At 74.7% G+C, this 23753-nt stretch carries 23 protein-coding genes; 7 read left to right on the forward strand and 16 right to left on the reverse strand.

The window, feature by feature from the left end; genetic code table 11:
• Positions 1 to 662, forward strand: a 662-nt coding sequence (locus tag NX801_RS27400) for a methyltransferase domain-containing protein (RefSeq protein WP_487403421.1), incomplete at its 5' end; no start/stop codon positions are given.
• A gap of 103 nt (positions 663 to 765) precedes the next feature.
• Here NX801_RS27400 and NX801_RS27405 read toward each other — a convergent pair.
• The 8 genes from NX801_RS27405 to rsmI all read right to left on the reverse strand — a co-directional run bounded on the left by NX801_RS27405 (position 766) and on the right by rsmI (position 8908).
• On the reverse strand, positions 766 to 1218 hold the full coding sequence (locus NX801_RS27405) for a hypothetical protein (RefSeq protein WP_258790632.1): 453 nt from the start codon (positions 1216 to 1218) through the stop codon (positions 766 to 768).
• Between the two features lie 331 nt (positions 1219 to 1549).
• Positions 1550 to 2059, reverse strand: a complete 510-nt coding sequence (locus tag NX801_RS27410) for a GNAT family N-acetyltransferase (protein ID WP_258790633.1) — start codon at positions 2057 to 2059, stop codon at positions 1550 to 1552.
• Entirely contained in the window at positions 2056 to 2997 is a 942-nt protein-coding gene (locus tag NX801_RS27415; protein ID WP_258790634.1) for a 4-(cytidine 5'-diphospho)-2-C-methyl-D-erythritol kinase, read from the reverse strand. Before NX801_RS27415 ends, NX801_RS27410 begins: the two co-directional genes overlap by 4 nt.
• 131 nt (positions 2998 to 3128) lie before the next feature.
• Complete coding sequence (rsmA, locus tag NX801_RS27420) at positions 3129 to 3992, reverse strand: 16S rRNA (adenine(1518)-N(6)/adenine(1519)-N(6))-dimethyltransferase RsmA (protein WP_258790635.1); 864 nt, start codon at positions 3990 to 3992, stop codon at positions 3129 to 3131.
• A gap of 143 nt (positions 3993 to 4135) precedes the next feature.
• Positions 4136 to 5377 carry a resuscitation-promoting factor gene (locus tag NX801_RS27425; RefSeq protein WP_258790684.1) on the reverse strand — a complete coding sequence of 414 codons (1242 nt, stop codon included), beginning with the start codon at positions 5375 to 5377 and terminating at the stop codon, positions 4136 to 4138.
• Between the two features lie 919 nt (positions 5378 to 6296).
• Positions 6297 to 7166 carry a TatD family hydrolase gene (locus tag NX801_RS27430; protein ID WP_258790636.1) on the reverse strand — a complete coding sequence of 290 codons (870 nt, stop codon included), beginning with the start codon at positions 7164 to 7166 and terminating at the stop codon, positions 6297 to 6299.
• Positions 7167 to 7398: 232 nt separating this feature from the next.
• Positions 7399 to 7890, reverse strand: coding sequence for a hypothetical protein (locus tag NX801_RS27435; protein ID WP_258790637.1), 492 nt, complete (start codon positions 7888 to 7890; stop codon positions 7399 to 7401).
• A gap of 130 nt (positions 7891 to 8020) precedes the next feature.
• A complete protein-coding gene (rsmI, locus tag NX801_RS27440; RefSeq protein ID WP_258790685.1) occupies positions 8021 to 8908 on the reverse strand; it encodes a 16S rRNA (cytidine(1402)-2'-O)-methyltransferase in 888 nt (295 codons plus the stop codon).
• A gap of 316 nt (positions 8909 to 9224) precedes the next feature.
• Here rsmI and NX801_RS27445 point away from each other — a divergent pair, with 316 nt between their 5' ends.
• The 4 genes from NX801_RS27445 to NX801_RS27460 all read left to right on the forward strand — a co-directional run bounded on the left by NX801_RS27445 (position 9225) and on the right by NX801_RS27460 (position 14537).
• The gene (locus NX801_RS27445) at positions 9225 to 10964 is read left to right on the forward strand and encodes a dolichyl-phosphate-mannose--protein mannosyltransferase (protein ID WP_258790638.1); all 1740 of its coding nucleotides are present in this window, start codon (positions 9225 to 9227) and stop codon (positions 10962 to 10964) included.
• Between the two features lie 38 nt (positions 10965 to 11002).
• Positions 11003 to 11413 carry a prevent-host-death protein gene (locus tag NX801_RS27450; protein ID WP_258790639.1) on the forward strand — a complete coding sequence of 137 codons (411 nt, stop codon included), beginning with the start codon at positions 11003 to 11005 and terminating at the stop codon, positions 11411 to 11413.
• Between the two features lie 235 nt (positions 11414 to 11648).
• Positions 11649 to 13295, forward strand: coding sequence for a penicillin-binding transpeptidase domain-containing protein (locus NX801_RS27455; RefSeq protein WP_258790640.1), 1647 nt, complete (start codon positions 11649 to 11651; stop codon positions 13293 to 13295).
• Between the two features lie 372 nt (positions 13296 to 13667).
• On the forward strand, positions 13668 to 14537 hold the full coding sequence (locus tag NX801_RS27460; RefSeq protein WP_258790641.1) for a DMT family transporter: 870 nt from the start codon (positions 13668 to 13670) through the stop codon (positions 14535 to 14537).
• 68 nt (positions 14538 to 14605) lie between these two features.
• Here NX801_RS27460 and NX801_RS27465 read toward each other — a convergent pair whose 3' ends face one another.
• The 6 genes from NX801_RS27465 to NX801_RS27490 all read right to left on the reverse strand — a co-directional run bounded on the left by NX801_RS27465 (position 14606) and on the right by NX801_RS27490 (position 19412).
• The gene (locus NX801_RS27465; RefSeq protein ID WP_258790686.1) at positions 14606 to 14797 is read right to left on the reverse strand and encodes a hypothetical protein; all 192 of its coding nucleotides are present in this window, start codon (positions 14795 to 14797) and stop codon (positions 14606 to 14608) included.
• Between the two features lie 50 nt (positions 14798 to 14847).
• Positions 14848 to 15129 (reverse strand): hypothetical protein, encoded by a 282-nt coding sequence (locus tag NX801_RS27470; RefSeq protein ID WP_258790642.1) that lies wholly within the window; start codon positions 15127 to 15129, stop codon positions 14848 to 14850.
• Positions 15130 to 15335: 206 nt separating this feature from the next.
• Positions 15336 to 16535: a serine hydrolase domain-containing protein gene (locus NX801_RS27475; protein ID WP_258790643.1), complete on the reverse strand. Its 1200-nt coding sequence runs from the start codon at positions 16533 to 16535 to the stop codon at positions 15336 to 15338.
• Between the two features lie 25 nt (positions 16536 to 16560).
• Positions 16561 to 17334, reverse strand: coding sequence for an energy-coupling factor ABC transporter ATP-binding protein (locus NX801_RS27480; RefSeq protein WP_258790644.1), 774 nt, complete (start codon positions 17332 to 17334; stop codon positions 16561 to 16563).
• Between the two features lie 235 nt (positions 17335 to 17569).
• Complete coding sequence (cbiQ, locus tag NX801_RS27485; RefSeq protein WP_258790645.1) at positions 17570 to 18331, reverse strand: cobalt ECF transporter T component CbiQ; 762 nt, start codon at positions 18329 to 18331, stop codon at positions 17570 to 17572.
• 1 nt (position 18332) lies between these two features.
• Positions 18333 to 19412: an energy-coupling factor ABC transporter permease gene (locus NX801_RS27490; RefSeq protein WP_258790646.1), complete on the reverse strand. Its 1080-nt coding sequence runs from the start codon at positions 19410 to 19412 to the stop codon at positions 18333 to 18335.
• 176 nt (positions 19413 to 19588) lie between these two features.
• Between NX801_RS27490 and NX801_RS27495 the strand changes: the two genes are divergently transcribed.
• Together NX801_RS27495 and NX801_RS30875 are read left to right on the forward strand one after the other, a co-directional pair.
• The gene (locus NX801_RS27495) at positions 19589 to 19801 is read left to right on the forward strand and encodes a hypothetical protein (RefSeq protein ID WP_258790647.1); all 213 of its coding nucleotides are present in this window, start codon (positions 19589 to 19591) and stop codon (positions 19799 to 19801) included.
• Positions 19802 to 19827: 26 nt separating this feature from the next.
• Complete coding sequence (locus NX801_RS30875; RefSeq protein ID WP_309505917.1) at positions 19828 to 20316, forward strand: SsgA family sporulation/cell division regulator; 489 nt, start codon at positions 19828 to 19830, stop codon at positions 20314 to 20316.
• A 99-nt stretch (positions 20317 to 20415) separates the two neighbouring features.
• Here the strand turns inward: NX801_RS30875 and NX801_RS27505 are convergent, their stop codons facing one another.
• Positions 20416 to 22644: an MMPL family transporter gene (locus tag NX801_RS27505; protein ID WP_258790648.1), complete on the reverse strand. Its 2229-nt coding sequence runs from the start codon at positions 22642 to 22644 to the stop codon at positions 20416 to 20418.
• Positions 22645 to 22870: 226 nt separating this feature from the next.
• On the reverse strand, positions 22871 to 23449 hold the full coding sequence (locus tag NX801_RS27510; RefSeq protein ID WP_258790649.1) for a TetR/AcrR family transcriptional regulator: 579 nt from the start codon (positions 23447 to 23449) through the stop codon (positions 22871 to 22873).
• Positions 23450 to 23753: the final 304 nt, after the last annotated feature.

Genomic DNA, 23753 nt, shown 5'->3' on the forward strand with positions numbered 1-23753 from the left:
GCGAAGGCCACCCGGAGGACGCCCCCTACGACCGGGTGATCGCCACCTGCGCCGTACGGGCCGTGCCGTACGCCTGGATCGAGCAGACCCCGCCCGGCGGGATCGTGCTCGCGCCCTGGGAAACGCCCTGGCTCTCCCACGGACTGCTGCGGCTCACCGTGGAAGGCGACGGCACCGCCTCCGGCTGGTTCACCCCGCACTCCGCCTGCATGCCCCTGCGCGCCCACCGCGTCAACCTGCGCATCCTCCGAGACGTCGTACGCGAGGAGCACGTCCCGGAGGAAACCACCACCGGCGTCTCGCCGTTCGCCGCCACCGGCAACGACTGGAACGCCCGGTTCGCCATCGGCCTCCAGACCCGGGACATCTGGCACACCTGGCAACACGGCCCCGGCATCGACGGTGTGGCCTCCCGCCTCTGGCTCGCCACCACCGACACCACCTCCTGGGCCGCCATCGACCACGACGGCCGGAACGACGAGCGATTCGCCGTCCTGCAACACGGGCCCCGACGGCTCTGGGACGAGGTGACGGCCGCGCTCACCTGGTGGCACCAGACCGGTTCCCCCGGGCCCGAGCGGTTCGGGATGACCGTGCAGCCGGACGGGACCCATCACGCCTGGCTGGACACCCCCGTTTACCCCATCCCGCAGACCGGTTGAGGGACCCCGGAGGCCGGCCCCTGAGCAGTTGACCGGCGGCCGGCCGAGACGGGCCATGCCCCGTACGGCTGACCACCGCATCTGCCCGACACGTCAGACGAGTTCAGTACTCGCCGTCGAGGGCGGAGGCGGAGGCCGCGCGATAGCAGGCGGAGACCACCGAGAAGTTGAGCATCGTGTCAGGCCCCTCGTGCTTGAGGGCGGTGACGTTCATGGCGAACTGCTCGGCCTTGTTCTCCGCGTAGATTTCCGGGCTCTGGGCCTTGCTGTTGGCCTTGCCGTCCTTGGTGATCGTCCAGCCGTTCTCCTTGAGCGCCTTGCGCAGATTCGCCATGCCGGTGTCGACCTGCTCATCAGTCAGGCCGTACACCGACCACGGGTGCGTCGTGGAGAAGAGATCGTCGCCGTACTCGTAGCAGCGCGAGACCCTCGGCCCGGGCTCGGTGACTTTGCCCTTGACCCCGGTCATCTCCAGCAGACGACTGGAGACCTCCTTCGCCTTCTCGCGCGCAGGACCGGGATCCATCCGCACCGGCGTGTAGTCGAGACCCCGCATGCTCGAACACCCCACGGCCAGTGTGGAAAGCGACGCGACAATCACGGCAAGCGCCGGCACCCTCGCCCCGAAGACCGCACGCGCCCGGCCGGTCCTGCTCAACAAGTCATCCCCCAGTGGTCGGTGCGGTTGTCGAAACCGCCCGCCGACGCCATGGTATTGCCACTCCGGCAAGTCGACCGACTCGCCGGAGGCGGGCCATGGGCACCGATGAGGCGGCGCACAGTGTGGCACAGGCCGCCGAGCCAGCCGGCGGGGTCAGCCATGGTCATCCCGGTCGGTGGCGCAGAAACCGGGCCGCCGAGGCCCTTCGCCGGCCGGCCGGGCGGCCTCAGACCCCGAAGGCAGCCGGGTACTGGATCGTGCCGGTCGGGAGGGGGCGGGAAGGGGTGAGGGGGAGGGCGAGGAGAGCTTCGTCGGGCGCGGGGAAGGGGGCGCGGATGCCGAGGCGGGAGGCGGGGGTGAAGCCGAAGCGCGGGTAGTAGGCGGGGTGGCCCAGGACGACGACGAGGTCCTCGTCCAGGGCGCGGGCCGCGTCGAGGGCGGCACGGATGGCGGCGGTGCCGGCGCCGGTGCGCTGGGCGGCGGGCAGGACGGCGCACGGGGCCAGGGCGAGGGCGGGGGCGCCGTCGATGTGGCAGCGGGTGAGCAGGGCGTGCCCGGTGGGGGTGCCATCGGGGGCGGCGGCCAGCAGGGAGAGGCCGTCGATCCACGCTCCGGGGTCGGCGCGCAGGGCGTCCACCAGGTCGGCCTCGGCGGCCGTCGGGAAGGCGGCCAGGTTGATGGCGCGGACGGCCGGGAGGTCGCCGGGGGTCTCCGGTCGGGTGAGCCAGGCGGTCACGGGGTCCGCCCGGTCACCACCGCGCCCCGCGCCGGTGAGGTCGCCGTACGGGCGGTGCGGCAGGTGCCGGAGGCGCGGAGGGCGGCGGCCACGGTGGCGGCGGCCTCCTCGTCCTTGACCAGGAACGCCGTCGTGGGCCCCGATCCGGAGACCAGCGCGGCCAGGGCGCCGGCCGAGGTGCCGGTGGCGAGGGTGTCGGCCAGCGCGGGACGCAGGGAGAGGGCTGCGGGCTGGAGGTCGTTGGCGAGGGCACCCGCCAGGGCGGTCGGGTCGCCGGACCGCAGGGCGTCCAGCAGGGCGGGCGCGGCGGCCGGGGGCGGGACGTCCGTCCCGGCGGTGAGGCGGTCGAACTCCCCGTACACCGCCGGGGTCGAGAGCCCCCCGTCGGCCACGGCGAAGACCCAGTGGAAGACGCCGCCGACCTCCAGCGGGGTCAGCAGTTCACCGCGGCCGGTGCCCAGCGCGGCGCCGCCCAGCAGGGAGAAGGGGACGTCGCTGCCCAGCTCGGCGCAGATGGCGAGGAGCTCCTCGCGAGACGCCGGGGACGAGGCGCCGGCCGACCAGAGGGCGTCGCAGGCGAGCAGGGCGCCGGCGCCGTCCGCACTGCCGCCCGCCATCCCGCCGGCGACCGGGATGTCCTTGGCGATGTGGATGTGCACGTCGGGCGCGATGCCGTACCGGGCGGCCAGCGCCTCGGCGGCGCGGGCGGCGAGGTTGGTGCGGTCCAGCGGCACCTGGTCGGCGTCCGGCCCGGAGCAGGTGATCCGCAGCGACTCGGCCGGGGTGACGGTGATCTCGTCGTAGAGGGAGACGGCGAGGAAGACATTGGCCAGGTCGTGGAAGCCGTCGGGCCGGGCGGCGCCGACCGCGAGCTGCGCGTTGACCTTGGCGGGCACCCGTACGGTCACCGAGGAGCCGGGGACGGAGAGGACGGTCACGGCGGGGGCGGCCCCGGAGGCGCCGGACGCGGCCCCCGGGCGGACGCTCCCCGGGCGGCCGGTCACGGAAGAGCCGGTCCCGGAGGAACCGGGCGTGGAAAGGAAGGGCCCGGCGGGGGGCGGGGTGGTGTTCACGCTGGACGGGCCTCCGCGACGCGGGCGAACTCTTCGACGGTGAGCGACTCGCCGCGTGCCTGGGGAGAGATCCCGGCGGCGGTCAGGGCGGCCTCGGCGGCGGCGGGCGAGCCTGCCCAGCCGGCGAGCGCGGCCCGCAGGGTCTTGCGGCGCTGGGCGAAGGCCGCGTCCACCACGGCGAACACCTGCCGCTTGGTGGCGGTGGTGGCGACCGGTTCGGCACGGCGGACGAGCGAGACGAGCCCGGAGTCCACATTGGGCGCCGGCCAGAAGACATTGCGGCCGATCGCACCGGCCCGCTTGACCTCGGCGTACCAGTTGGCCTTGACCGAGGGGACGCCGTACACCTTGTTCCCGGGCCGCGCGGCGAGCCGGTCGGCCACCTCGGCCTGCACCATCACCAGGGTGCGCTCGATGGTCGGGAAGCGGTCGAGCATGTGCAGCAGCACCGGCACGGCGACGTTGTACGGGAGGTTGGCGACCAGCGCGGTGGGCGCGGGCCCCGGCAGTTCGCGCACCAGCATGGCGTCGGAGTGCACCAGGGCGAACCGGTCGGCGCGGCCGGGCATCCGGGCGGCGACGGTGGCGGGCAGCGCGCCGGCCAGCACGTCGTCGATCTCCACGGCGGTGACCCGGTCGGCCGCCTCAAGGAGCGCCAGGGTCAGCGAGCCGAGCCCGGGGCCGACCTCCACCACCACGTCGTCGGGGCGCACCTCGGCGGTGCGGACGATCCGCCGCACGGTGTTGGCGTCGATGACGAAGTTCTGACCGCGCTGCTTGGTGGGCCGTACGCCCAGCGCCGCGGCCAGTTCGCGGATGTCGGCGGGGCCGAGGAGGGCGTCGGGCTCAGTGGTGCTCACCCAGTACAGCCTACGGCCCCCCGGACGGCGCTCCTCCCGGGCCCGCGCCCCGCGGGGCCCACCCCGTTCCCGCGTGCCCGGACGCCGTACCCGTACCCGTACGGTCCGCCTGCCCGCACGCCCCCCGTACGGCCCCGGACGCCTCAGGAGCGCAGCCGGATGCCGCAGTGCGGCCAGGGACTGGCGCCGCGCTGGATGTAGAGCTTCTTGGCCCGGTGGGTCTGCTCGGCGGCCGAGGCCTCCTGGGCGGTGCCGGTGCCGCCGAGGGCGTGCCAGGTGGCCGGGTCGAACTGGTAGAGCCCGCCGTACGTCCCCGAGGCGTCCACCGCGTCCGGGCGGCCGCCGGACTCGCACAGGGCGAGCGCGGCCCAGTTGAGCCCGTCGGCGCCGGGGACCGGGCCGTGGCCCGGGCGGGGCCGGGGCCGGGTGCCGACCCGGACCAGCCGGGCGACCGGCGCCCGGACCAGTTCGTCGGAGATCCGGCGCGGCTTCTGCCGGACCCCGTTGACCGTGCGGACGGCGTAGGTGATCCGGCGGGCGCCCGGGCGGCCCTGGCGGTCGATCACCTCGGTGCCGGTGAGCAGGGCGGGGTCGTTCCGGCGCTCCACCGGGTACGGGACGGCCACCTCCCGCACCTCCTCGCTCGCGCTGATCCGCATGACGGTGATCGTCTGGCCGTCGCGCGGGAAGCTGTCCAGCGGTACGGAGGTGGTGTCCTGCGGCCCGAGGGTGAGCCCGGCCCGCTCGACGGCCTCCCGGACGGTGGCGGCGTTGGTGCGGACGGTGCGCTCGCGGCCGTCGGCCATGAAGGTGACGGCGCGCTCGGTGCGTACGTCCAGGGTGAGGCCCTGGCGGGCGATGGGCGCCGAGCGGGAGACCGAGAGGTACGCCCCCTCCGCCCGGACGCCGAGCTGGCGCAGCGCCTCCGCCACGGTGCCGGCGGTGGTCCACACCTGGCGCCGCCGGCCGTCCAGGGTGAGGGTGACCGGGCGGCCGTAGCGGACCACCACCTCGTCGCCGTTGGCCAGGGCGGCGCCGGCTCCGGGGGCCACGATGTCGTGCGGGCCGACCGGTACGCCCTCGTGGGCGAGCAGCTCGTCCACGTCGTCCGCGAAGGTGTGCAGGGTGCGGGGCGTCCCGTCGACGGTGAGCAGCACCTCCTTGTCGTCGGCGACGAAGGCGGTGGTGCCGCCCGCGAGCGCGGCGACCACCAGCGCCCGGGGCACCAGCCGCCGCAGCGCCTGGGGCGAGGCGAGCCCGCGTCCGAACCCGGGCCCGAGCCCGAGCGCGGGTCCTAGTCCGAGCGCGGGTCCTAGTCCGAGCCCGGCGGCGGGGCGGCGGGCGGCGGGCCGGGGGACGATCACGGTCCTGGCCTCGTCCGGCACCGGGACGGGCGGGGGCGCCGCCGCCCGGGCCGCCCCCGGATGGACGAACCACGGCTGCTCGGGACCCCAGGAGGGAGCGGCCTCCGGCTGCGGCGGGGCGGCGGACCCCGCCGGGGCAGGGAGGGAGGCGGCGGGGACGGTGGGGAGGGAGGCGGCGGGGAGGGAGGCGGCGGGGACGGTGGGGCACTCGGCGAAGCCCCACCCGGGCGAGTCCGGAAGGCAGCCGGGAGGCGGTCCCTCGGGCTCGGGGGAGACGTGGCCGCCGCCCCAGCCGGAATGGTGGCCGGGGCCACAGCCGTCATCGCGGTCATAGCCGTAGTCGCAGCCGTAGCCGTAGTCATAGCCATAGCCGTCATCACGGTCGGCGGAGCAGTCGTCGGGGGCACCGAGGTAGGTGTCGTACAGCAGGGTGTACGCCTCGGTGGGGCCGGGCGGTGGACCGTACGCGGACGGCGGCGGGGCGTACGCCGGTGGCGGCGGGCCGTACGCGTACGCGGGCGGTCCGTACACCGGCGGCGCGGGCTCGTACGCCGGCGACGGGGACCCGTACGCGCCCGGGGGCCCGTACACCGGTGGCGGGCCGTACCCCGGGGGCGGGGGGCCGAACTCGTACGGCGGCGGCCCGTACGCGTACAGCGGGGGCCCGAAGCCCTCCCCGGGCGGCGGCCCGTACGCGTACGGCGGGAGGCCCGGCGGCTCGAAGCCGTCACCCGGCGGGCCGGAGCCGTACGGCGGGGGGCCGGAGCCGTACGGCGCGGTCCCGTCCTCGGGCGGCGGGGGCGCGGCCCCGGCGTGGGGGCTGCCCTGGGAGGTGCTCACGAGGCCCGGACCCTAGCGGAGCGCCCGTCACTCTCCAAAGCGGCTCGGCCACCCGGCGTCACCGACCGGGCGTCAGTACGTTTCGGTGCGCCCCGACGCGTCAGTAGTCGAACGCCCGGGCGGTGTTGTCCGCGATCGCCGCCGCCAGCACGTCCTCGTCCAGCCCCTTCACCGCCGCCATGGCGCGCAGGGTGACCGGGATCAGATAGGGCGCGTTGGGCCGGCCCCGGTAGGGCGCCGGGGTGAGGAAGGGGGCGTCGGTCTCGACCAGCACGAGTTCCGGCGGGGCGACCGCGAGCGCGCCCCGCAGCGGCTGGGCGTTCTTGAAGGTGACGTTCCCGGCGAAGGACATGAAGTAGCCGGCGCCGGCGCAGATCCGGGCCATCTCGGCGTCGCCCGAGTAGCAGTGGAAGACGGTCCGCTCGGGCGCGCCCTCCTCCGCGAGGATCCGCAGCACATCGGCGTGGGCCTCGCGGTCATGGATGACCAGCGCCTTGCCGTGCCGCTTGGCGATCTCGATGTGGGCCCGGAAGGAACGCTCCTGGGCGGCCATCCCCTCGGGCCCGGTGCGGAAGTGGTCGAGCCCGGTCTCCCCGACGGCCCGCACCTGGTCCAGGGCGGCCAGCCGGTCGATCTCCGCCAGCGCCTCGTCCAGGGCCGCGTCGCCGCCCGCCTCCCTGGCCCCCTGCCGCGACCAGCCGTCCTGATCCCCCAGGACGATCCGGGGCGCCTCGTTCGGGTGCAGGGCCACGGCGGCGTGCACCCGCTCGTACTGGGCGGCCGTCTCCGCCGCCCACCGGGAGCCCTTGAGGTCGCAGCCGACCTGGACCACCGTCTCCACGCCGACGGCGGCGGCCTTGGCGAGGGCCTCGTCCACCGTGCCGGACTGCATGTCGAGGTGGGTGTGCGAGTCGGCGACCGGCACCCCGAGGGGCTCGGGCAGCGGCGGCGGGGCGTCCTTGGAGCTCATGCCCCGATCGTACGAGGGGGCGGGGGCGCGGGAGTCCGGAGGTATCGGGTGCACTCCGGTACGCGCCGGGGCCCGCACGCTCCGGTACGCGCCGGGGCCCGCGCCCCGTCGGCACGGGAGGCGCGGGCCCCGGTGGTTCTGGTCCCGGCCCCGGCCCCGGACCGGGTTCGGGTCCCGGATCCGGTTCGGTTCCGGTCCCTTCGGCTTCAGCGGCGGGGGAGCCGGGGGCGGCTCAGCGGCGCTGGAAGGGGTGGAACAGGTCCGAGAGGTGCCACTGCCTGCCCTCCGGCAGCACCGGTTCGGCGGGGAGTTCCCGGGCGGGCTCCTGGCCGAGCGGTCCGGCGGTGGCGATCGGGGCGGCGGCGGCCGCGGCGGGGTGGCTCCCCGCGCTGGTGGCCCCGGCACCGGTCCCGGTCCGGGTGCCGTTCCGGGCGTGCCGGGCGGCCCGGGTGGACCGGCGGGACTGCGCGGCCATCAGGTCGAGGACCGAGGACACCTGGCCCGAGCGCATGATGCGGACGACATGGCCGCCGCAGTTGAGGCAGGTGGGGCGGGAGAGCGGTGACGGCACCCGATTCCCGTTCGCCTTGTAGACGACGAACTCGCCCCCGTGTATGTCGGTGTGGTGCTCTATCTCGTACGCCTGCTCCCAGCCGTAACCGCAGCTCATGCAGGCGAAGGCATAGGCCTCGTGGGCGACCGGAGTGCTGGTGGTCTCGCTCATGCCGGCTCCTTTCCACTTGTCCCAGTGGACGCCTTCACCGGCGGGAGCGCCTAGCCACCTAGTCGAATGTTGGACCGGTCTTTTGGCTTCCCATGCCGAAGGGCGGGGCGCACGGTCAGGTCTTTGCTTTTTACGATAGTCCTTTACTCCGACCGGGGCCTTCCCGCTCCGCATTCTTTGCCGCCACCACGGCATCGAAGACCTCGCGCTTGGGTAGCCCGGTTTCGGCCGCGACCGCCGCGATGGCCTCCTTCCGCCGCTCCCCCGCCTCCTCGCGCACCCGCACCCTGCGTACCAGCTCAGCGGAGTCGAACGCGTCCGGCCCGGCCTCCGGGGCGCCGGAGACGACGACCGTGATCTCGCCACGTACGCCCTCGGCGGCCCAGGCGGCCAATTCGGCCAGCGGCCCGCGCTTGACCTCCTCGTACGTCTTGGTCAGCTCCCGGCAGACGGCGGCCCGCCGCTCCCCGCCGAACACCTCGGCCATCGCCGCCAGGGTGTCGTCCAGCCGGTGCGGCGCCTCGAAGTAGACGAGGGTCCGCCGCTCCTGGGCCACCTCGCGCAGCCGCCCGAGCCGCTCGCCCGCCTTGCGGGGCAGGAAGCCCTCGAAGCAGAAGCGGTCCACCGGCAGCCCGGAGAGCGCCAGCGCGGTGAGCACGGCGGACGGCCCGGGCACGGCGGTGACCCGGACGTCCCGCTCGACGGCGGCGGCGACCAGCCGGTAGCCGGGGTCGGAGACCGAGGGCATCCCCGCGTCGGTGACCAGCAGCACCCGGGCGCCACCGGTCAGCGCCTCGACCAGCTCGGGGGTGCGGGCCGCCTCGTTGCCCTCGAAGTACGAGACCACCCGGCCGCGCGTCTGCACGCCGAGCGCCTGGGTGAGCCGCCGCAGCCGCCGGGTGTCCTCGGCGGCCACCACATCGGCCGCCGCCAGCTCGGCGGCGAGGCGGGGCGGGGCGTCCGCGATCTCCCCGATCGGGGTTCCCGCGAGTACGAGCGTTCCGGTCGTTCCGGTCACCGTTCCAGTCACACCCGCCATCCTCCCAGGTGCGCGGCGCGCCCCCGGTCCCGCCCGGGGCGCCGGACCCGCACGGCTCGTGCGGCAGGTGCGCCTCCGGTCCCGCGCGGCCGGTGCGCCCGGCCGCCACCCGGCGGCGCGGGCCGGGACCGCGGTGGCCACCCGGTCGGCCGCCCGGCGCCCGCGACCGGTCCGTACGCCAGGCCCCCGGACGGTCCGCCGGCCGCCCGCGGGCCGCCCGGTGGCGGGGGCCCGCGCCCGTGCGGGATCAGTGGCGGAGACCCGGCCCCGGTGGCGGGTTCCCTACCATGGCGCGGTGACCAGTACAGCGCCCCAGGCCCGCCCGGCCCCCCAGCAGGACGCCCCACCGCCGCCGCCCGCCTGGCAGCGGCGGCTGCGCCGGTTCGGTCACGTGCCGGCGCCGGTCACCGGGCTGCGCGAGCGGCTGGTCCCCCCGTACGTCCGGCCCTCGGACCGGTTCCGGACCGTCCTCGGGGCCGGGCCCGAGCGGGCCGAACGGCTCTGGCGGCTGACCGCCTGGGCCGGGCCGCTGCTGGTGGCGCTGGTCGCCGGGGTGCTGCGGTTCTGGCGGCTGGGCGAGCCCCGGGCGGTGATATTCGACGAGACGTACTACGCCAAGGACGCCTGGGCGCTGATCCACCAGGGGTACGAGGGTGCCTGGCCGAAGGACGTCGACGCGTCGATCCTGGCGAACCCGGACGCGGTGCCGGTGCCGTCCGACCCCGGGTATGTGGTGCACCCGCCGGTCGGCAAGTGGGTCATCGGGGCGGGCGAGTGGCTGTTCGGCTTCGATCCGTTCGGCTGGCGGTTCATGGTGGCGCTGCTCGGCACGCTCTCCGTGCTGATGCTGTGCCGGATCGGGCGGCGGCTGTTCCGCTCGACGTTCCTCGGCTGTCTGGCCGGGCTGCTGCTGACGGTGGACGGCCTGCACTTCGTGATGAGCCGGGCCGCGCTGCTGGACCAGGTCGTCATGTTCTTCGTGCTGGCCGCGTTCGGCTGTCTGCTGCTGGACCGGGACCGGAGCCGGGCCCGGCTGGCCGCCGCGCTGCCGGTGGACGAGGACGGGGTGCTGCGGCCCGACAACCGGGTGGCCGAGAACCTGGGCCTGGGGTGGCGGCCCTGGCGGCTCGCGGCCGGGGTCATGCTGGGCCTGGCGTTCGCCACCAAGTGGAACGGCCTCTACATCCTGGCCGCCTTCGCGCTGATGGCCGTCCTCTGGGACGTGGGGGCGCGCCGGACGGCGGGTGCCTACCGGCCGTACCGCGCGGTGCTGCGCCGGGACGTGCTGCCGGCCTTCCTCTCCACGGTGCCGGTCGCCCTGGTCACGTACCTCGCCTCCTGGTCCGGCTGGATCCTCACCGACCGGGGCTACTTCCGCGACTGGGCCGAGCGGGACGGCGCGGGCAGCTCCTGGTCCTGGCTGCTCCCCGACTGGCTGCGCAGCCTCTGGCACTACGAGAACGAGGTCTACACCTTCCATGTCGGGCTGACCTCGGGCCACACGTACCAGTCCAACCCCTGGAGCTGGCTGGTCCTGGGCCGCCCGGTCTCCTACTTCTACGAGGACCCGGGCCCCGGCAAGGACGGCTGCCCGGTGGACGCCACCGAGAAGTGCGCCCGCGAGGTCCTGGCCCTCGGCACCCCGCTCCTCTGGTGGGCCGCCTGCTTCGCCCTGCTGTACGTCCTCTGGCGCTGGTTCTTCCGCCGCGACTGGCGGGCCGGCGCCATCCTCTGCGCGGTCGCGGCCGGCTGGGGGCCCTGGTTCCTGTACCAGGAGCGCACGATCTTCCTCTTCTACGCGGTCGTCTTCGTCCCGTACCTCTGCCTGGCGGTCGCCATGATGATCGGCGCCCTGCTCGGCCCACCCGGCCCCGACGGCACCCGGGAACGCCGCCGCACGGTGGGCGCCGTGGCCGCCGGCGTCCTGGTGCTGCTGATCGTCTGGAACTTCATCTACTTCTACCCGCTCTACACCGGGCAGCCGATCCCCATGGACGGCTGGCGGGCGCGGATGTGGCTGGACACGTGGGTGTGAGGGGGCGGGGGACGCGATCGGACTCGGTGCCCGCCGGGGTGCGCCGCGAGAGCGAGGCGGAAGCCCGGACTCACTTCGAGGAGTTGCTGGACGCGGCCGGTGAGGGCCGGGTGGTGACCGTGCGCCGGGGGCCGGGGCGGGCGGCGGCGGTCGTGGACGCCGAGCGGCTGCGCCACCACCTGGCCCTGGCCTGCCCGCCCAAGGCCCAAGCCGTGGCGGAGGGCGGTGGCTGGTCGATCTCGATCCCCGGGCTGCCGGTGACGGCCGATGGGGCGACCTTCGACGAAGCCGTCGCCGAGATGGCCGACGCTCTGCGCGAGTACGCCGAGGACTGGCAGGACCGGTTGCGCACAGCGCCCAACCACCGTGACCACTGGGGGCTGGTGCAGCTGATCGCCCTGAGCGACGACGAGCAGCTGACCGCGTGGCTGGTGGGGACGGGCCGTTGAGCCGACCGCTGCCGAACCGGAGCGCGGGGGGGGCGGAACTGGCCGGGAATCGGTGGGAGATGGCGGATAGTCGCGGCTGAACGGGCCGGTGATCGAACAAGGGTTCACGGTCGGGTAACGGACGGGCTCCGGTGGGTGGGTGTCCCGTACAGTGGTCGGCGCCTTTCTCTTGAACGCGTTCAAGGTGCTCGGGAGAGGCGGGCAGGGGGGTCGAGCCAACGGGGAGGGACCGGGAATGCGCAGTGGGGCCAAGACCGCCGTCATAGGCGGGGTGTTCGCCGTGGTGGCGAGCGGGGTGGGCTACGCGGGCTACAACCTGTGGAGCGGGATGACCGGCGGGACGGCCACCGCCGCCGCCGAGGCGCCGGTGAAGCGGACCGGGCCGGTGACGGCGGACGAAGTGGACGCCACCGTGAAGGACTTCTTCGGCGCCTGGGCGGAGGGGAACGAGGCAAAGGCGGCCCAGTTCACCAACGACCCGGTCGCCGCCGAGCCGGTGCTCGCCGCGTACCGGGCGGACGCGCACATCGGGGCGCTGAAGCTGACCCCGGGCAAGGCGACCGGGCCCAAGGTGCCGTTCACGGTCAATGCCACGCTGTCGTACGAGGGTGTGACCAAGCCCTTCCGGTACGCCTCCGAACTCACCGTCGTCCGGGGCCTGTCCACCGGGCTGCCGCGCGTCGAGTGGCAGTCGTCGGTGGTGCACCCGCAGTTGAAGGACGGTGAGCAGCTGCGGATCACCACCACCGGCGCGCCGCCCGTCAAGGCGGTGGACCGGAAGGGCCGGGAGCTGACGGCGAAGGCGTACCCCTCGCTGCGTCCGGTGCTGGAGCAGCTCCGGGTCGCGTACGGCACCAAGGCGGGCGGCAAGCCGGGCATGGAGCTGGTCGCCGCCCCGGCGGACGGCGCGGCCGGCGCGGGCACCACCGCCGCGCCCCGCACCCTGCTGGCGCTGCGCCCGGGCACGGCGGGCGAGCTGCGTACGACGATCGACGCGGAGGTGCAGGCGGCGGCCGAGCGGGCGGTGCGGGGCTTCCCGGAGTCCTCGGTGGCCGCCGTCGAGCCGAGCAGCGGCGCGATACGGGCGGTCGCCAACAACCGGTCGGACGGCTTCAACGCCGCCTTCCTCGGCAAGCAGGCGCCCGGCTCCACGATGAAGATCGTCACGGCGGCGCTGCTGCTGGAGAAGAACCTGGTCGCCGCCGACCGCCCGGCCGAGTGTCCGCGCGAGGCGATGTACCAGGGGCGGGTCTTCCACAACCTGGACAACTTCGACCTGCCGGCCGGCAGCCCCTTCAGCGAAAGCTTCAAGCGCTCCTGCAACACCGCCTTCATCAAGCTGATCGACGACACCAAGGACGACGCCGCCCTCGCCAAGGAGGCCCGGGACGTCTTCGGCATCGGGCTCGACTGGGGCACCGGCGTCCCCTCGCAGGACGGCTCGGTGCCGGAGTCGAGCGGCGGTGAGGCGGCGGCCCAGTACATCGGACAGGGCACGGTCCAGATGAACGCCCTCAATGTGGCCTCGCTGGCCGCCACCGCCAAGAGCGGCGGCTTCCGGCAGCCGGTGCTGGTGGACCGCTCCCTGAACGACAAGCCGCCCGCCACCGCCGCGCGCCCGCTGGACCCGTCCGCCGCCCGGCAGCTCCGCGCGCTGATGCGGGCGACCGCGACGAGCGGCACCGGCGCCAAGGCGATGGCCGGGGTCGGCGGTGACAAGGGCGCCAAGACCGGTTCGGCCGAGGTCGACAACCAGGGCCAGTCGAACAGCTGGTTCGCGGGGTACGCCGACGACCTGGCCGCCGCGGCGGTGGTCCAGTCCGGCGGCCACGGCGGCGACGCGGCCGGCCCGGTGGTGGCGGCGGTGCTCAAGGCCCGGTGAGGGGGCTGGGCGGGGTTCGGTCCGGAGGCCTGCCGGGCCGGAGGCCTGCCGGGCCCGGCAGCCTCAGGGCCCGGACTGTGGTCGCGCCGGACTGTGCCGGACCGGGGCCGCGCGGAACCCGGTTGGACCGGGACCGCGCCGGTCCGGGACCGTGCCGAACCCGCGGCGGGCCGCCGGGCCCACGACCCGGCTCCCCGGCCCCACCCCCCGGGCCCGGACCCGGCTCGGCCCCGGCGTGCCGAAGGTCACTCGCGTGGCTGTTACATGTACCGCTAGCGTGCGGGGCATGAACGCCTCCGCGAACCACCGCGCCCGGGGCCGGGCGGCGCGCACCGGACGTGCCGAACGTAACGGACATACCGGACGTACCGCATGACGCCGCTGGTCGCCGCCGCCGTACTGATCGCCGCCGTGACGCACGCGAGCTGGAACGCCGTCGCCCATCACATCCGCGACCAGCTGCTCTCCTTCACCCTCATCTCCGGCGGCGGGGCGGCCATCGGCGCCGTCCTCGCCTGCTTCGCCCCGTTCCCGGCCGCCGGCGCCTGGCCGTACCTGGCCCTCTCGGCCGCGATCCACGTCGGCTACATGGGGCTGCTGATGCGGTCGTTCCGGCTCGGGGACTTCGGCCAGATGTATCCGATCGCCCGTGGTACGGCTCCGCTGGTGGTCACCGTGGTCGCCGCGCTGCTGCTGCACGAGGTGCCGGACGGCTGGGGCCTGACCGGGGTCGCGGTGGCCAGCGCCGGACTGGTGGGGCTCGCCCTCTGGGGCGTCCTCCCCCTGGGCGGCCGGCGCCGGACGGGAGGTCACCCCGGCTGGCCCGCCGTGACGGCCGCGCTGGCGACGGGGCTGGCGATCGCCGGGTACACCGTGGTGGACGGCATCGGCGTCCGCGCCTCGGGCACCCCGCTCGGCTACATCGCCTGGCTGATGATCGTCCAGGGCCTGGTCATCCCGCTGTACGCCCTCCACGCCCGCCGCGCCCGCCTCGCCGCCGACCTGCGCCCGCACGCCGCCCGCGGCCTGCTGGGCGCCGCGCTCTCGGTGGCGGCGTACGGCCTGGTCCTCTGGGCCCAGACCCGCGCCCCGCTCGCCCCGATCGCCGCCCTCCGGGAGTCCTCCATCATCGTCGGCGCGGCGATCGGCGCCCTGTTCTTCAAGGAACGCTTCGGCGCCCCGCGCATCGCCGCCGCCGGTCTGATGGTCGTCGGCATCGGCCTGATGCTGCACTCGGGCTGACGGCCGGGCGCACGCCGATCCTCCGGGTGCGTCCCGGGGCGTCAGCCCTCCCGCAGCCGCGTGAACCGTTACGGCGACGGGATGAGGCGCACTGCTGTCACGGTGAGTGCCGCCCGGGCCACGTAGTAGACGACGAAGGCGCCGCCGACTGTGACGGTGCGACGGTCCCGCTCACCGTTCATCGCCACGGATCCATGCCCGTAGGGGTCCCGTCCCAGGGTGCGCTCCATCGCGGACCGGAAGGAGTCGGGGTTACGCATCCGCTTGAGAGCATCCTCGGCGGGCGGCGCGTAGGCGATCACATATCGGCTCACGCGGCGCCCCCCTCGGCGCGCAACCGCGCGAAGATTTCCTCGTCCTCCTCGTCCGAGGCCAGTACCACGATCCACCGCCGGACGATGTCGTACAGCTCGTCCACGTCGGCGGCGTCGATCTCCTTGTCGAACCGCTCCCGATCCTCCGGCGGAAGTGCCGCGCGGATGCCGCCGATCGTGGCCGGCACCTCCACCCGCTCGCCCCGTCGCATCGTCCAACGGACATCGCCCTCGGCCATCGCCGCCTCCTGTCTGCCCCACCGAACTGTGGTCTCCACCACCGTAGTCAGCCCACCGGACCGGCTCAGGACAAACCACCCGAACGGGGGGCACGTGCGCTTCCAGGGCCGGGCGCCTGGTGTTCGCGCGGCCGGAACGGCGCTGCCGGCACCGGTGGGTGACCCGGCGACCCGTGCGCCGGGTGACCGAGCCCCGGGGCCGGTCGCGAGGGGGACACCCGTAGGGCCGCCGGCCGGGGGCGGGGTCAGCCGATCGACGTGCGGACGGCTCGGATCAGGGCCTGGGCGCGGGGGTCGGCGGTGACGCCCTTGCGCATGCCGTTGGTGACGTAGCCGAAGGCGATGCCCGAGGCCGGGTCGGCGAAGCCGAGCGAGCCGCCCCGGCCGGGGTGGCCGAAGCTGTCCGGGGAGAGCAGGGGCGCGGCCGGGCCGTGCAGCATGTAGCCGAGGCCGAACCGGGTGCCGACCACCAGCACCCGGTCCGGTCCCGCCGACTCCTCGGTACGGGCCATGGCCAGGGTGGCGGGCGCGAAGAGGCGGTGGCCGTCGACCGGGCCGAGCAGGGCGGCGTAGAACCGGGCCAGCGCCCGGGCGGTGGAGACGCCGCCGGACGCGGGGGCCTCGGCGGCCCGGTACGCGGGGTCGTTCTCGTCCGGCAGCGGGTCGATGACGCCGAACGCCCGGCGGGTCAGCGACTCCGGGTCCCGGTAGGCGTCGGCCACCGAGCGCTTGGGACGCAGCCGGAGCCCGCCGCCGCCCGCCGCCGTCTCGGGCTCCGCCACCGGGCCGATCCGGCCGACCCGGTGCGCCTCGTCGGGCGGCAGGCCGATCCACAGGTCCAGGCCGAGCGGGCGGGCGATCTCCTCGGCGACCCAGCGCCCGATGGTCCGGCCGGTGACCCGGCGCACCAGGCCGGCGAGCAGCCAGCCGTAGGTGTGGGCGTGGTAGCCGTGGTCGGTGCCCGGCTCCCAGACCGGCGGCTGCGCGGCGATCGCGGCCATGGTGGCGTCCAGGTCGCGGGCCTGCTCCGGGGTGAGCGGACGGTCCAGCACCGGGACGCCGGCGCGGTGGGCCAGCAGATGGCGGACGAGCGTCCGTTCCTTGCCGGCCGCCTTGAACTCGGGCCAGTAGGTGCCGACCGGGGCGTCCAGGTCGAGCTGGCCGCGCTGGTGGAGCAGGAGCGGTACGGCGGCGGCCACGCCCTTGGTGGCCGAGCGCACCACCTGGGCGGTGTCCACGGCCCACGGCCGCGTACCGGAGACGTCCCGGGTGCCGGCCCAGAGGTCGACCACCTTCCGGCCGTCCCGGTGGACGGCGAGGGCCGCGCCCCGCTCGCCGCGCTGCTCGAAGTTGCGGACGAACGCCTCCCGGACCGGCTCGAAGCCCGCCGCCACCGTGCCCTGGACGTCCACGTCCGCTCCCCTTCCCGCGCCTTCGGCCGCCATCGGCCCGGGTCCATGGTGCAACGGCTCAGTGGGCCGCCGGATTCCGGGTGGGCCGGGCGGTCGGGTCGAAGCCGAACGGCAGCTCCAGCCGGTTGCGGCGCATCAGCTCCTCGTCGGCCAGCAGCTGTCCGGTCGGGCCGTCGGCGGCGATGACGCCCTCGCTGAGCACCACCGCGCGGGGGCAGAGCTCCAGCGCGTACGGCAGGTCGTGGGTGACCATCAGCACGGTGACGTCCAGCGACCGCAGGATGTCGGCCAGCTCCCGGCGGGAGGCCGGGTCCAGATTGGAGGACGGCTCGTCGAGCACCAGGATCTCCGGCTCCATCACCAGCACGGTGGCCACCGCCACCCGGCGCCGCTGGCCGAAGGAGAGGTGGTGCGGGGGCCGGTCCGCGTAGCCGGCCATGCCGACCCGCTCCAGCGCCCGGGTGACCGCGCGCTCCAGTTCCTCGCCCCGCGTCCCGGCCGCCGCCGGGCCGAAGGCCACGTCCTCGCGGACGGTCGGCATGAAGAGCTGGTCGTCCGGGTCCTGGAAGACGATGCCGACCTTCCGGCGGATCTCCGCCAGGTGTTCCTTGCCGACCGGCAGCCCGGCGACCGTCACCGTGCCCGCGCCGCCGGTGAGGATGCCGTTGAGGTGGAGGACGAGGGTGGTCTTGCCGGCGCCGTTGGGCCCCAGCAGCGCCACCCGCTCGCCGCGCTCCACGGTGAGGTCGACGCCGAAGAGCGCCTGGTGGCCGTCGGGGTAGGCGTACGCGAGGCCGCGTACGTCCAGCGAGGGCACGAAGGACATGGTCATGGGGTCCATCCCACCAGACGGACGGGGGCGGGCGGACGGACACCGGTCGTCCGACGGACAAGGGCCGCCGGAGGGACACGGACGCCGACCACCCGAAGGACCGGGCCCGCCGCGCGGACACCGGTCGCCCGGCGGACCCGGCGAACCCGGACACCGGCCGCCGGACGGACACCGGTCGTCCACCGCACACCGGCCGCCGGACGCCCCGGGCTCGTCGCGCGGGCCGGGGCGGCGGTCACAGGGCCCAGCCCAGCAGGCAGACGGCGAGGGCGGCGGCCGGGAGCGCGGCGGCGGCCGTCCACTGGGCGCGGGAGGCGGTGACCTCGTCGATGACCGGCATGGAACCGGCGTAGCCGCGGCTCACCATGGCCAGGTGGACGCGTTCGCCGCGCTCGTAGGAGCGGATGAACAGCGCGCCCGCCGTCTTGGCCAGGACGCCCCAGTGCCGCACCCCGGTCGCCTCGAAGCCGCGCGAGCGCCGGGCCACCGACATCCGGCGCATCTCGTCCGAGATCACATCGCCGTACCGGATCATGAACGAGGCGATCTGCACCAGCAGCGGCGGCAGCCTCAGCCGCTGGAGGCCCAGCAGCAGGGCGCGCAGCTCGGTGGTGGCGGCCAGCAGCACCGAGGCGGTGACGCCCAGGGTGCCCTTGGCCAGGACGTTCCAGGCGTCCCACAGCCCGGGGACGGAGAGCGGGACGCCGAGGACCGAGATGTGCGCGCCCGGCACCACGAACGGCATCAGGAACGCGAACGCCACGAACGGCACCTCGAAGACCAGCCGCCGCAGCAGGAAGCCGGCCGGGACCCGGGCCAGCACGGCGACGGCGGCGAGCAGCCCGGCGTACAGCGCGAAGGCCCAGATCGCGGTGCGCGGGGTGGAGACCACCACGAGCACGAAGCAGAAGACGGCGGCGAGCTTGCAGTGCGGGGGCAGCGCGTGCACCGGCGAGTGACCGTGCCGGTAGAGCTTGTGGGCGTGGCCCGCACCCATCTCAGACGGTCTCCCTGGGCGCCTCGGACGACCGGGCGGGCCGGTCGTCGTCGCCCCCGGCCGAGCGGCGGCGCACCACCCGGAAGACCCCGGTGCCGACCGCGACCGTGGCGCCGACCCCGATCACGCCCGCCAGGCCGCCGGAGACCCGGGGGTCGCTGATGCCGCTGACGCCGTAGTCCGCGAGCGGGGAGTCGGCGGACGCGTGGTCCCGGACGTTCTTGTCGATGCCCTGGTCGGCGGCGACCTTCTCCAGGCCGTCGGGGCTGGCGGAGGCGTAGAACGAGACCAGACCGGCCAGCACCAGCGCGGCGCCCAGGCCGGCGGCCCAGAGCGCCCGCACCGACCGGTGCGCGGGGGCGGGGGCCGGGGTGGGGGCCGGGGAGGCCGGGGCGTCGACCAGTTCGCCGTTGACCCGGAGCTTGAGCGGGGCGGTCAGCCCGCGCGCCCCGTACACCAGGTCCGGGCGCACCGCGAGGACGGCGCTGACGGTGGCGGCGGTGATCAGTGCCTCACCGACGCCGATCAGCACGTGCACCCCGACCATGGCGGTGAACACCTGGCCCAGCGGCACACTGGTGGTGCCGCCGACGGCGTAGATCGCCGTGAAGGCCACGGCCGCGGCCGGCACCGACACCAGGGCGGAGACGAACGCGGCCACGGTGACCGAGCGGCGCTTGCGCGGGAGCAGCTTCACCAGGCCGCGGAAGAGCGCGTACGCGACGACGACGGTGACCACGCCCATGTCGGTGATGTTGACGCCCAGCGCGGTGAGGCCCCCGTCCGCGAAGAGCACCCCCTGGAGCAGCAGGACCACCGAGACGCACAGCACCCCCGTACCCGGGCCGACGAGTATCGCGGCGAGCGCCCCGCCGAGCAGATGACCGCTGGTGCCGGCGGCCACCGGGAAGTTGAGCATCTGGACGGCGAAGATGAACGCCGCCACCAGGCCGGCGAGCGGGGCGGTGCGTTCGTCCAGCTCCCGGCGGGCGCGGCGCAGCGCCACGGCGACGGCCCCGGCGGCGACGACACCGGCTGCGGCGCAGACGGGCGTGTTGATGAAACCGTCGGGTACGTGCATGACGGGCACCGCTTTCGGACACGGGGTGCGGCGGGGTACCGCGCGGGGACCCTTCGATGATGGTTCCTCCTGCGAATCGGTCGCAAGAGCGAGCAGGTCACAAATGCGCCGGAGCCGCGCCGGAGCCGTCCGGGGTGCCCGACCGGGCCGGGCGGGCCGTACCGATCAATGGGACATTGGTAGACGAATACCGCGCAGTGGTGCCGGAAGGCGAACACCGGGCAGGCGGAGAGAAGACAGCAGAAGCGAAGCCGGAAGAGAAGACGGAAGAAGCGAAAACGGAAGACGGAAGACGGAAGCCGGAGACAGAAAGCCGGAAGCCGGAAGCCGGAAGAAGAACCGAACAGCACGGAGCAGCACGGAAGAGCACCGCAGTGACGCAGCAGTGAAGGTGTGGAGTGTGAGGAGCGGACCCATGTGCCCCGGCGACGGAGCCCCGCTGGACGAGCCGCGTGCCGGACGCGCGTACGCGGACACCGACGGGGGCGTGGAACTGTACGAGTCCGGCGAGGACGAGGAAGCCGGGGGCGGCGGCCCGGCCGGCGCGACCGCCGCCACCGTCGGGCGGGTCGAGGAGCGGGCCCGAGCGCTGATCGTCACCGAGGGGCCGCTCTCCCGGCCGGTCCCGGTGGCGCTGCGGTACGACCCGGACGACGAGCCCGGAGTCGTACTCCTGGGCTTCCCCGGCGGTGCGGAGTGGGTGCTGCCGCGCGCGCTCCTGGAGGACGGGCTGCGGGCCCCGGCGCACAGTGGCGAGGTGGACGTCTGGCCGTGCGGGCGGGTGCAGACGGTGGTGGAGCACCACTCCACCGACGGGACCGAGATCGCCCAGTTCGACTCCGCCGCGCTGCTGCGCTTTCTGCGGCGTACGTACGCCGCCACCGCGTCGCCCATGACACGGTGACGGCGTCCCGCCGACGGGAGGACCGACCGGAAACCGACCGGAAGGCCGGCGTCCGCCACGGCATTCGTACGAGTGCGGTGACCGGGGCCGCCGGGGCGGTCAGACCCGGCTGAGCTCCCGGTCGGTGTCACCGGCGGCCGGGGCCGGGCCGGCGGCCAGGGCCTCGCCCTCCACGTCCACCCGGGGCAGTATCCGGTCCAGCCAGCGCGGCAGCCACCAGGCGGCGCGGCCGAGCAGGGCGAGTACGGCGGGGACGATCGCCATCCGCACCACGAAGGCGTCGAACAGCACGGCCACGGCGAGCCCGAAGCCGATCATCTTCACCATCTGCTCGCTGGAGCCGATGAAGCCGGCGAAGACCGCGATCATGATCACGGCGGCGGCGGTGACCACCCGGGCGCCGTGCCGGAAGCCGGTGACGATCGCCTCGCCGGGCCGCTCCCCGTGGGCGTACGCCTCCCGCATCCGGGTGACCAGGAACACCTCGTAGTCCATGGCCAAACCGAAGACCACGCCCACCATGAAGATCGGCATCATGCTCATCACCGGGCCGGTCTGCTCGACGCCGAAGACCTGGCCGAGCCAGCCCCACTGGAAGACGGCCACGACCGCGCCGAGCGCCGCCACCACGGAGAGCAGGAAGCCCAGCGCCGCCTTCAGCGGGACCAGCACCGAGCGGAAGACCACCGTCAGCAGCACGAAGGCCAGTCCCACCACGAGCGCCAGATAGGGCACCAGGGCGTCGTTCATCTTCTGCGAGAAGTCGATGTTCATCGCGGTCGCGCCGGTGACCAGCACCTGGTCGCCGCTCCGCTCCCGGATCGTGTGCACCAGGTCCTCGGTGCCGGCCGAGGAGGGCCGGTCCCCGGGGACGACGGTGATGATCGAGGTGTCGCGGGCCTCGTTGGTCATCGGCGGGGTGACGGCGACGACCCCGTCCAGGCCCTTGATCTCCCGGACCGTGCGGTCGGCGGTGGCCCGGTCGCCGTCGACCACCACCATCAGCGGGCCGTTGGCGCCGGGGCCGAAGCCCTCGGAGATCAGATCGTAGGCGCGGCGCTGGGTGGTGGAGGTGGGCTGGGCGCCCTCGTCGGGCAGACCCATCTCCAGCGAGGCGGCCGGTACGGCGACGGCACCGAGGCCGATGACCCCGGCCAGCAGCACCGTGACCGGGCGGCGCAGCACCAGCCGGGCCCAGCGGGTGCCCGCGTTGGGCTTGCCGGGCCGGGCGGCGGACGGGTCCGCGGGGGCGGTGCGCGCCTCACCGCTCTCACCGTTCGCATTGTTCTCGTTGCTTGTGCGGCTCTTGCGGCTCTTGCGGCTCTGGATGAAGCGCCCGGCGTAGCCGAGGAAGGCCGGGATGAGGGTGAGCGCCACCAGGACGGCGATCACCACCGTACCGGCGGCGGCGAAGCCCATCTTGGTGAGCATCGGGATGTCCACCACCGCGAGCCCGGCCAGCGCGATGACCACGGTGAGCCCCGCGAAGACCACGGCCGATCCGGCGGTGCCGACGGCCCGGCCCACGGCCTCCTCGCGTTCCCGGCCCTCGGCCAGCTCGGCGCGGTAGCGGGAGACGATGAACAGCGCGTAGTCGATGCCGACGGCGAGGCCGATCATCATGGCGAGGGTGGAGGTGGTGGAGCCGAGGTCCAGGGTGCTCGCCAGCGCGGTGATGGCCGAGACACCGATGCCCACCCCGATCAGGGCGGTGACCAGCGGCAGTCCGGCGGCGACCAGCGAGCCGAAGGTGATGACCAGGACGATGCCCGCGAGCACCACGCCGACGATCTCGCCGGCGCCGGTCTCCGGCATGGTCTGGAGGGCGTCACCGCCGATCTCCACGGTGACCGGGCCCTTGCCCGCCTCGGCGCCGGTGTGCTCCAGCGCCTCGCGGGTGGCGTCGGTCAGCTCCATGTTGCCGGCCTTGTACGACACCCGGACGTAGGCGATGGCGCCGTCCCGGGAGACCGCGCCCGAGGTGTACGGGTCGGTGACCTCGCCCACCTGGTCGGAGCCGGACTTCAGCTCACCGACCGTCTTCATGACCAGCGCCTTGTTGGCGGGGTCGGTCATCTTCTGCCGGTCGGGCGCCCGGAAGACGACCCGGGCGGTGGCGCCGTCGGCACCGGCGGCCGGGAAGCGCTCGTCCAGCAGGTCGAAGGCGCGCTGCGCCTCGGTGCCGGGTATGGAGAAGGAACTGGAGGTGGCGGCGGGCGCGGAGGCCGCGCCCACTCCGGCGAGTGCCAGCAGCGCGATCCATAGCAGGGTCACGAAGTGGCGCCGCCGGAAGGCGAAGCGGCCGAGTCGGCTGAGGAAGGTGGCCACGGGGCGTCTCCCGGTGGTTGGAACGGTACGGGACATGGGGAGCCGGCCCGACGCGCGAGCGGTACGTGTCAGGTGGGTGGGGGTGGTGCTGGGTGGGGGGGTGCTGAGTGGGGGTGTCGGCCACGGGGTGGGGAGCCCCGGGGCGGTCAGGGGGTGGTCAGGTGGCGGTCGGGACAGGTGGGATCGGAGGGTGAGGTGAGGGTGCGGGCCCGTGTCCCTCGGGAGGTCAGACGCCGAGAGCGGGAAGCACCACCGCGTCCACGTACTCCGCCAGGAACGCCCGGTCGACGTCCCGGCCCTCGATCAGCGGGAGGGCGGTGAAGGCCCCGACGAGCATGTGCGGGACGAACTTCAGCGCCGGGTTGTCGGCGGCGACCTCACCCCGCGCCACCGCACGTGTCAGCACCCCGTGCAGCCCCGTCACCTCGGGCTCCACCAGCAGCTCGCGGAACGCCGTGAGCAGATCGGGGTTGTCGTGCACGGCGTGGGCGAGGCCCCGCATCAGCGCGCAGTCCCGCTCCATCCGGCTGTCGTCGGAGAGCTCCACCATGGCGTGGAAGTCGCCCCGGAGCGTGCCGGTGTCGATGTCGCCCATGTGAAGGGGCTTGTCGTGCCGCAGGGCGTGCGCCACCAGCTCGGGCTTGCTCCCCCACTGGCGGTAGAGGGTGGCCTTGCTGGCGCGGGTACGGGTGGCGACGGCGTCCATGGTGAGGGCGTCGTAGCCGACCTCCCGGAGCAGGTCGAGCACGGCCCCGTACAGCTCGGACTCGCGTTCCGGGGTGAGTCTGCTGCGGGGCGGGGTCATGCGCGGCCTCTCGGAGGGGTGTCGCGGTGCGGTCGGACGCGCCCGCGCAGCACGGGATATGGCGCTGCGCGCCCGCGCACCAGGGGGTACGGGCTCCATCGAAACGAAACCGTTTCGTACAGCAGAGCCTAGATCAGGTCTCCGCGAAACGAAACCGTTTCGCACGTGTTCCGCCTCACGCCGCCCCACGCCGCCCCACGCCGGTTCCCGGGGCCCGGCGGCGCCCGGCGGACCGCCGCCGGCAGCACCTACGCGGCCCGCCCGGTACGACCGCGCACGCCCGGCCCGGCAGCCCGTGCCCGCC

Source organism: Streptomyces pyxinae, from assembly GCF_024756275.1.
Classification (GTDB): domain Bacteria; phylum Actinomycetota; class Actinomycetes; order Streptomycetales; family Streptomycetaceae; genus Streptomyces; species Streptomyces pyxinae.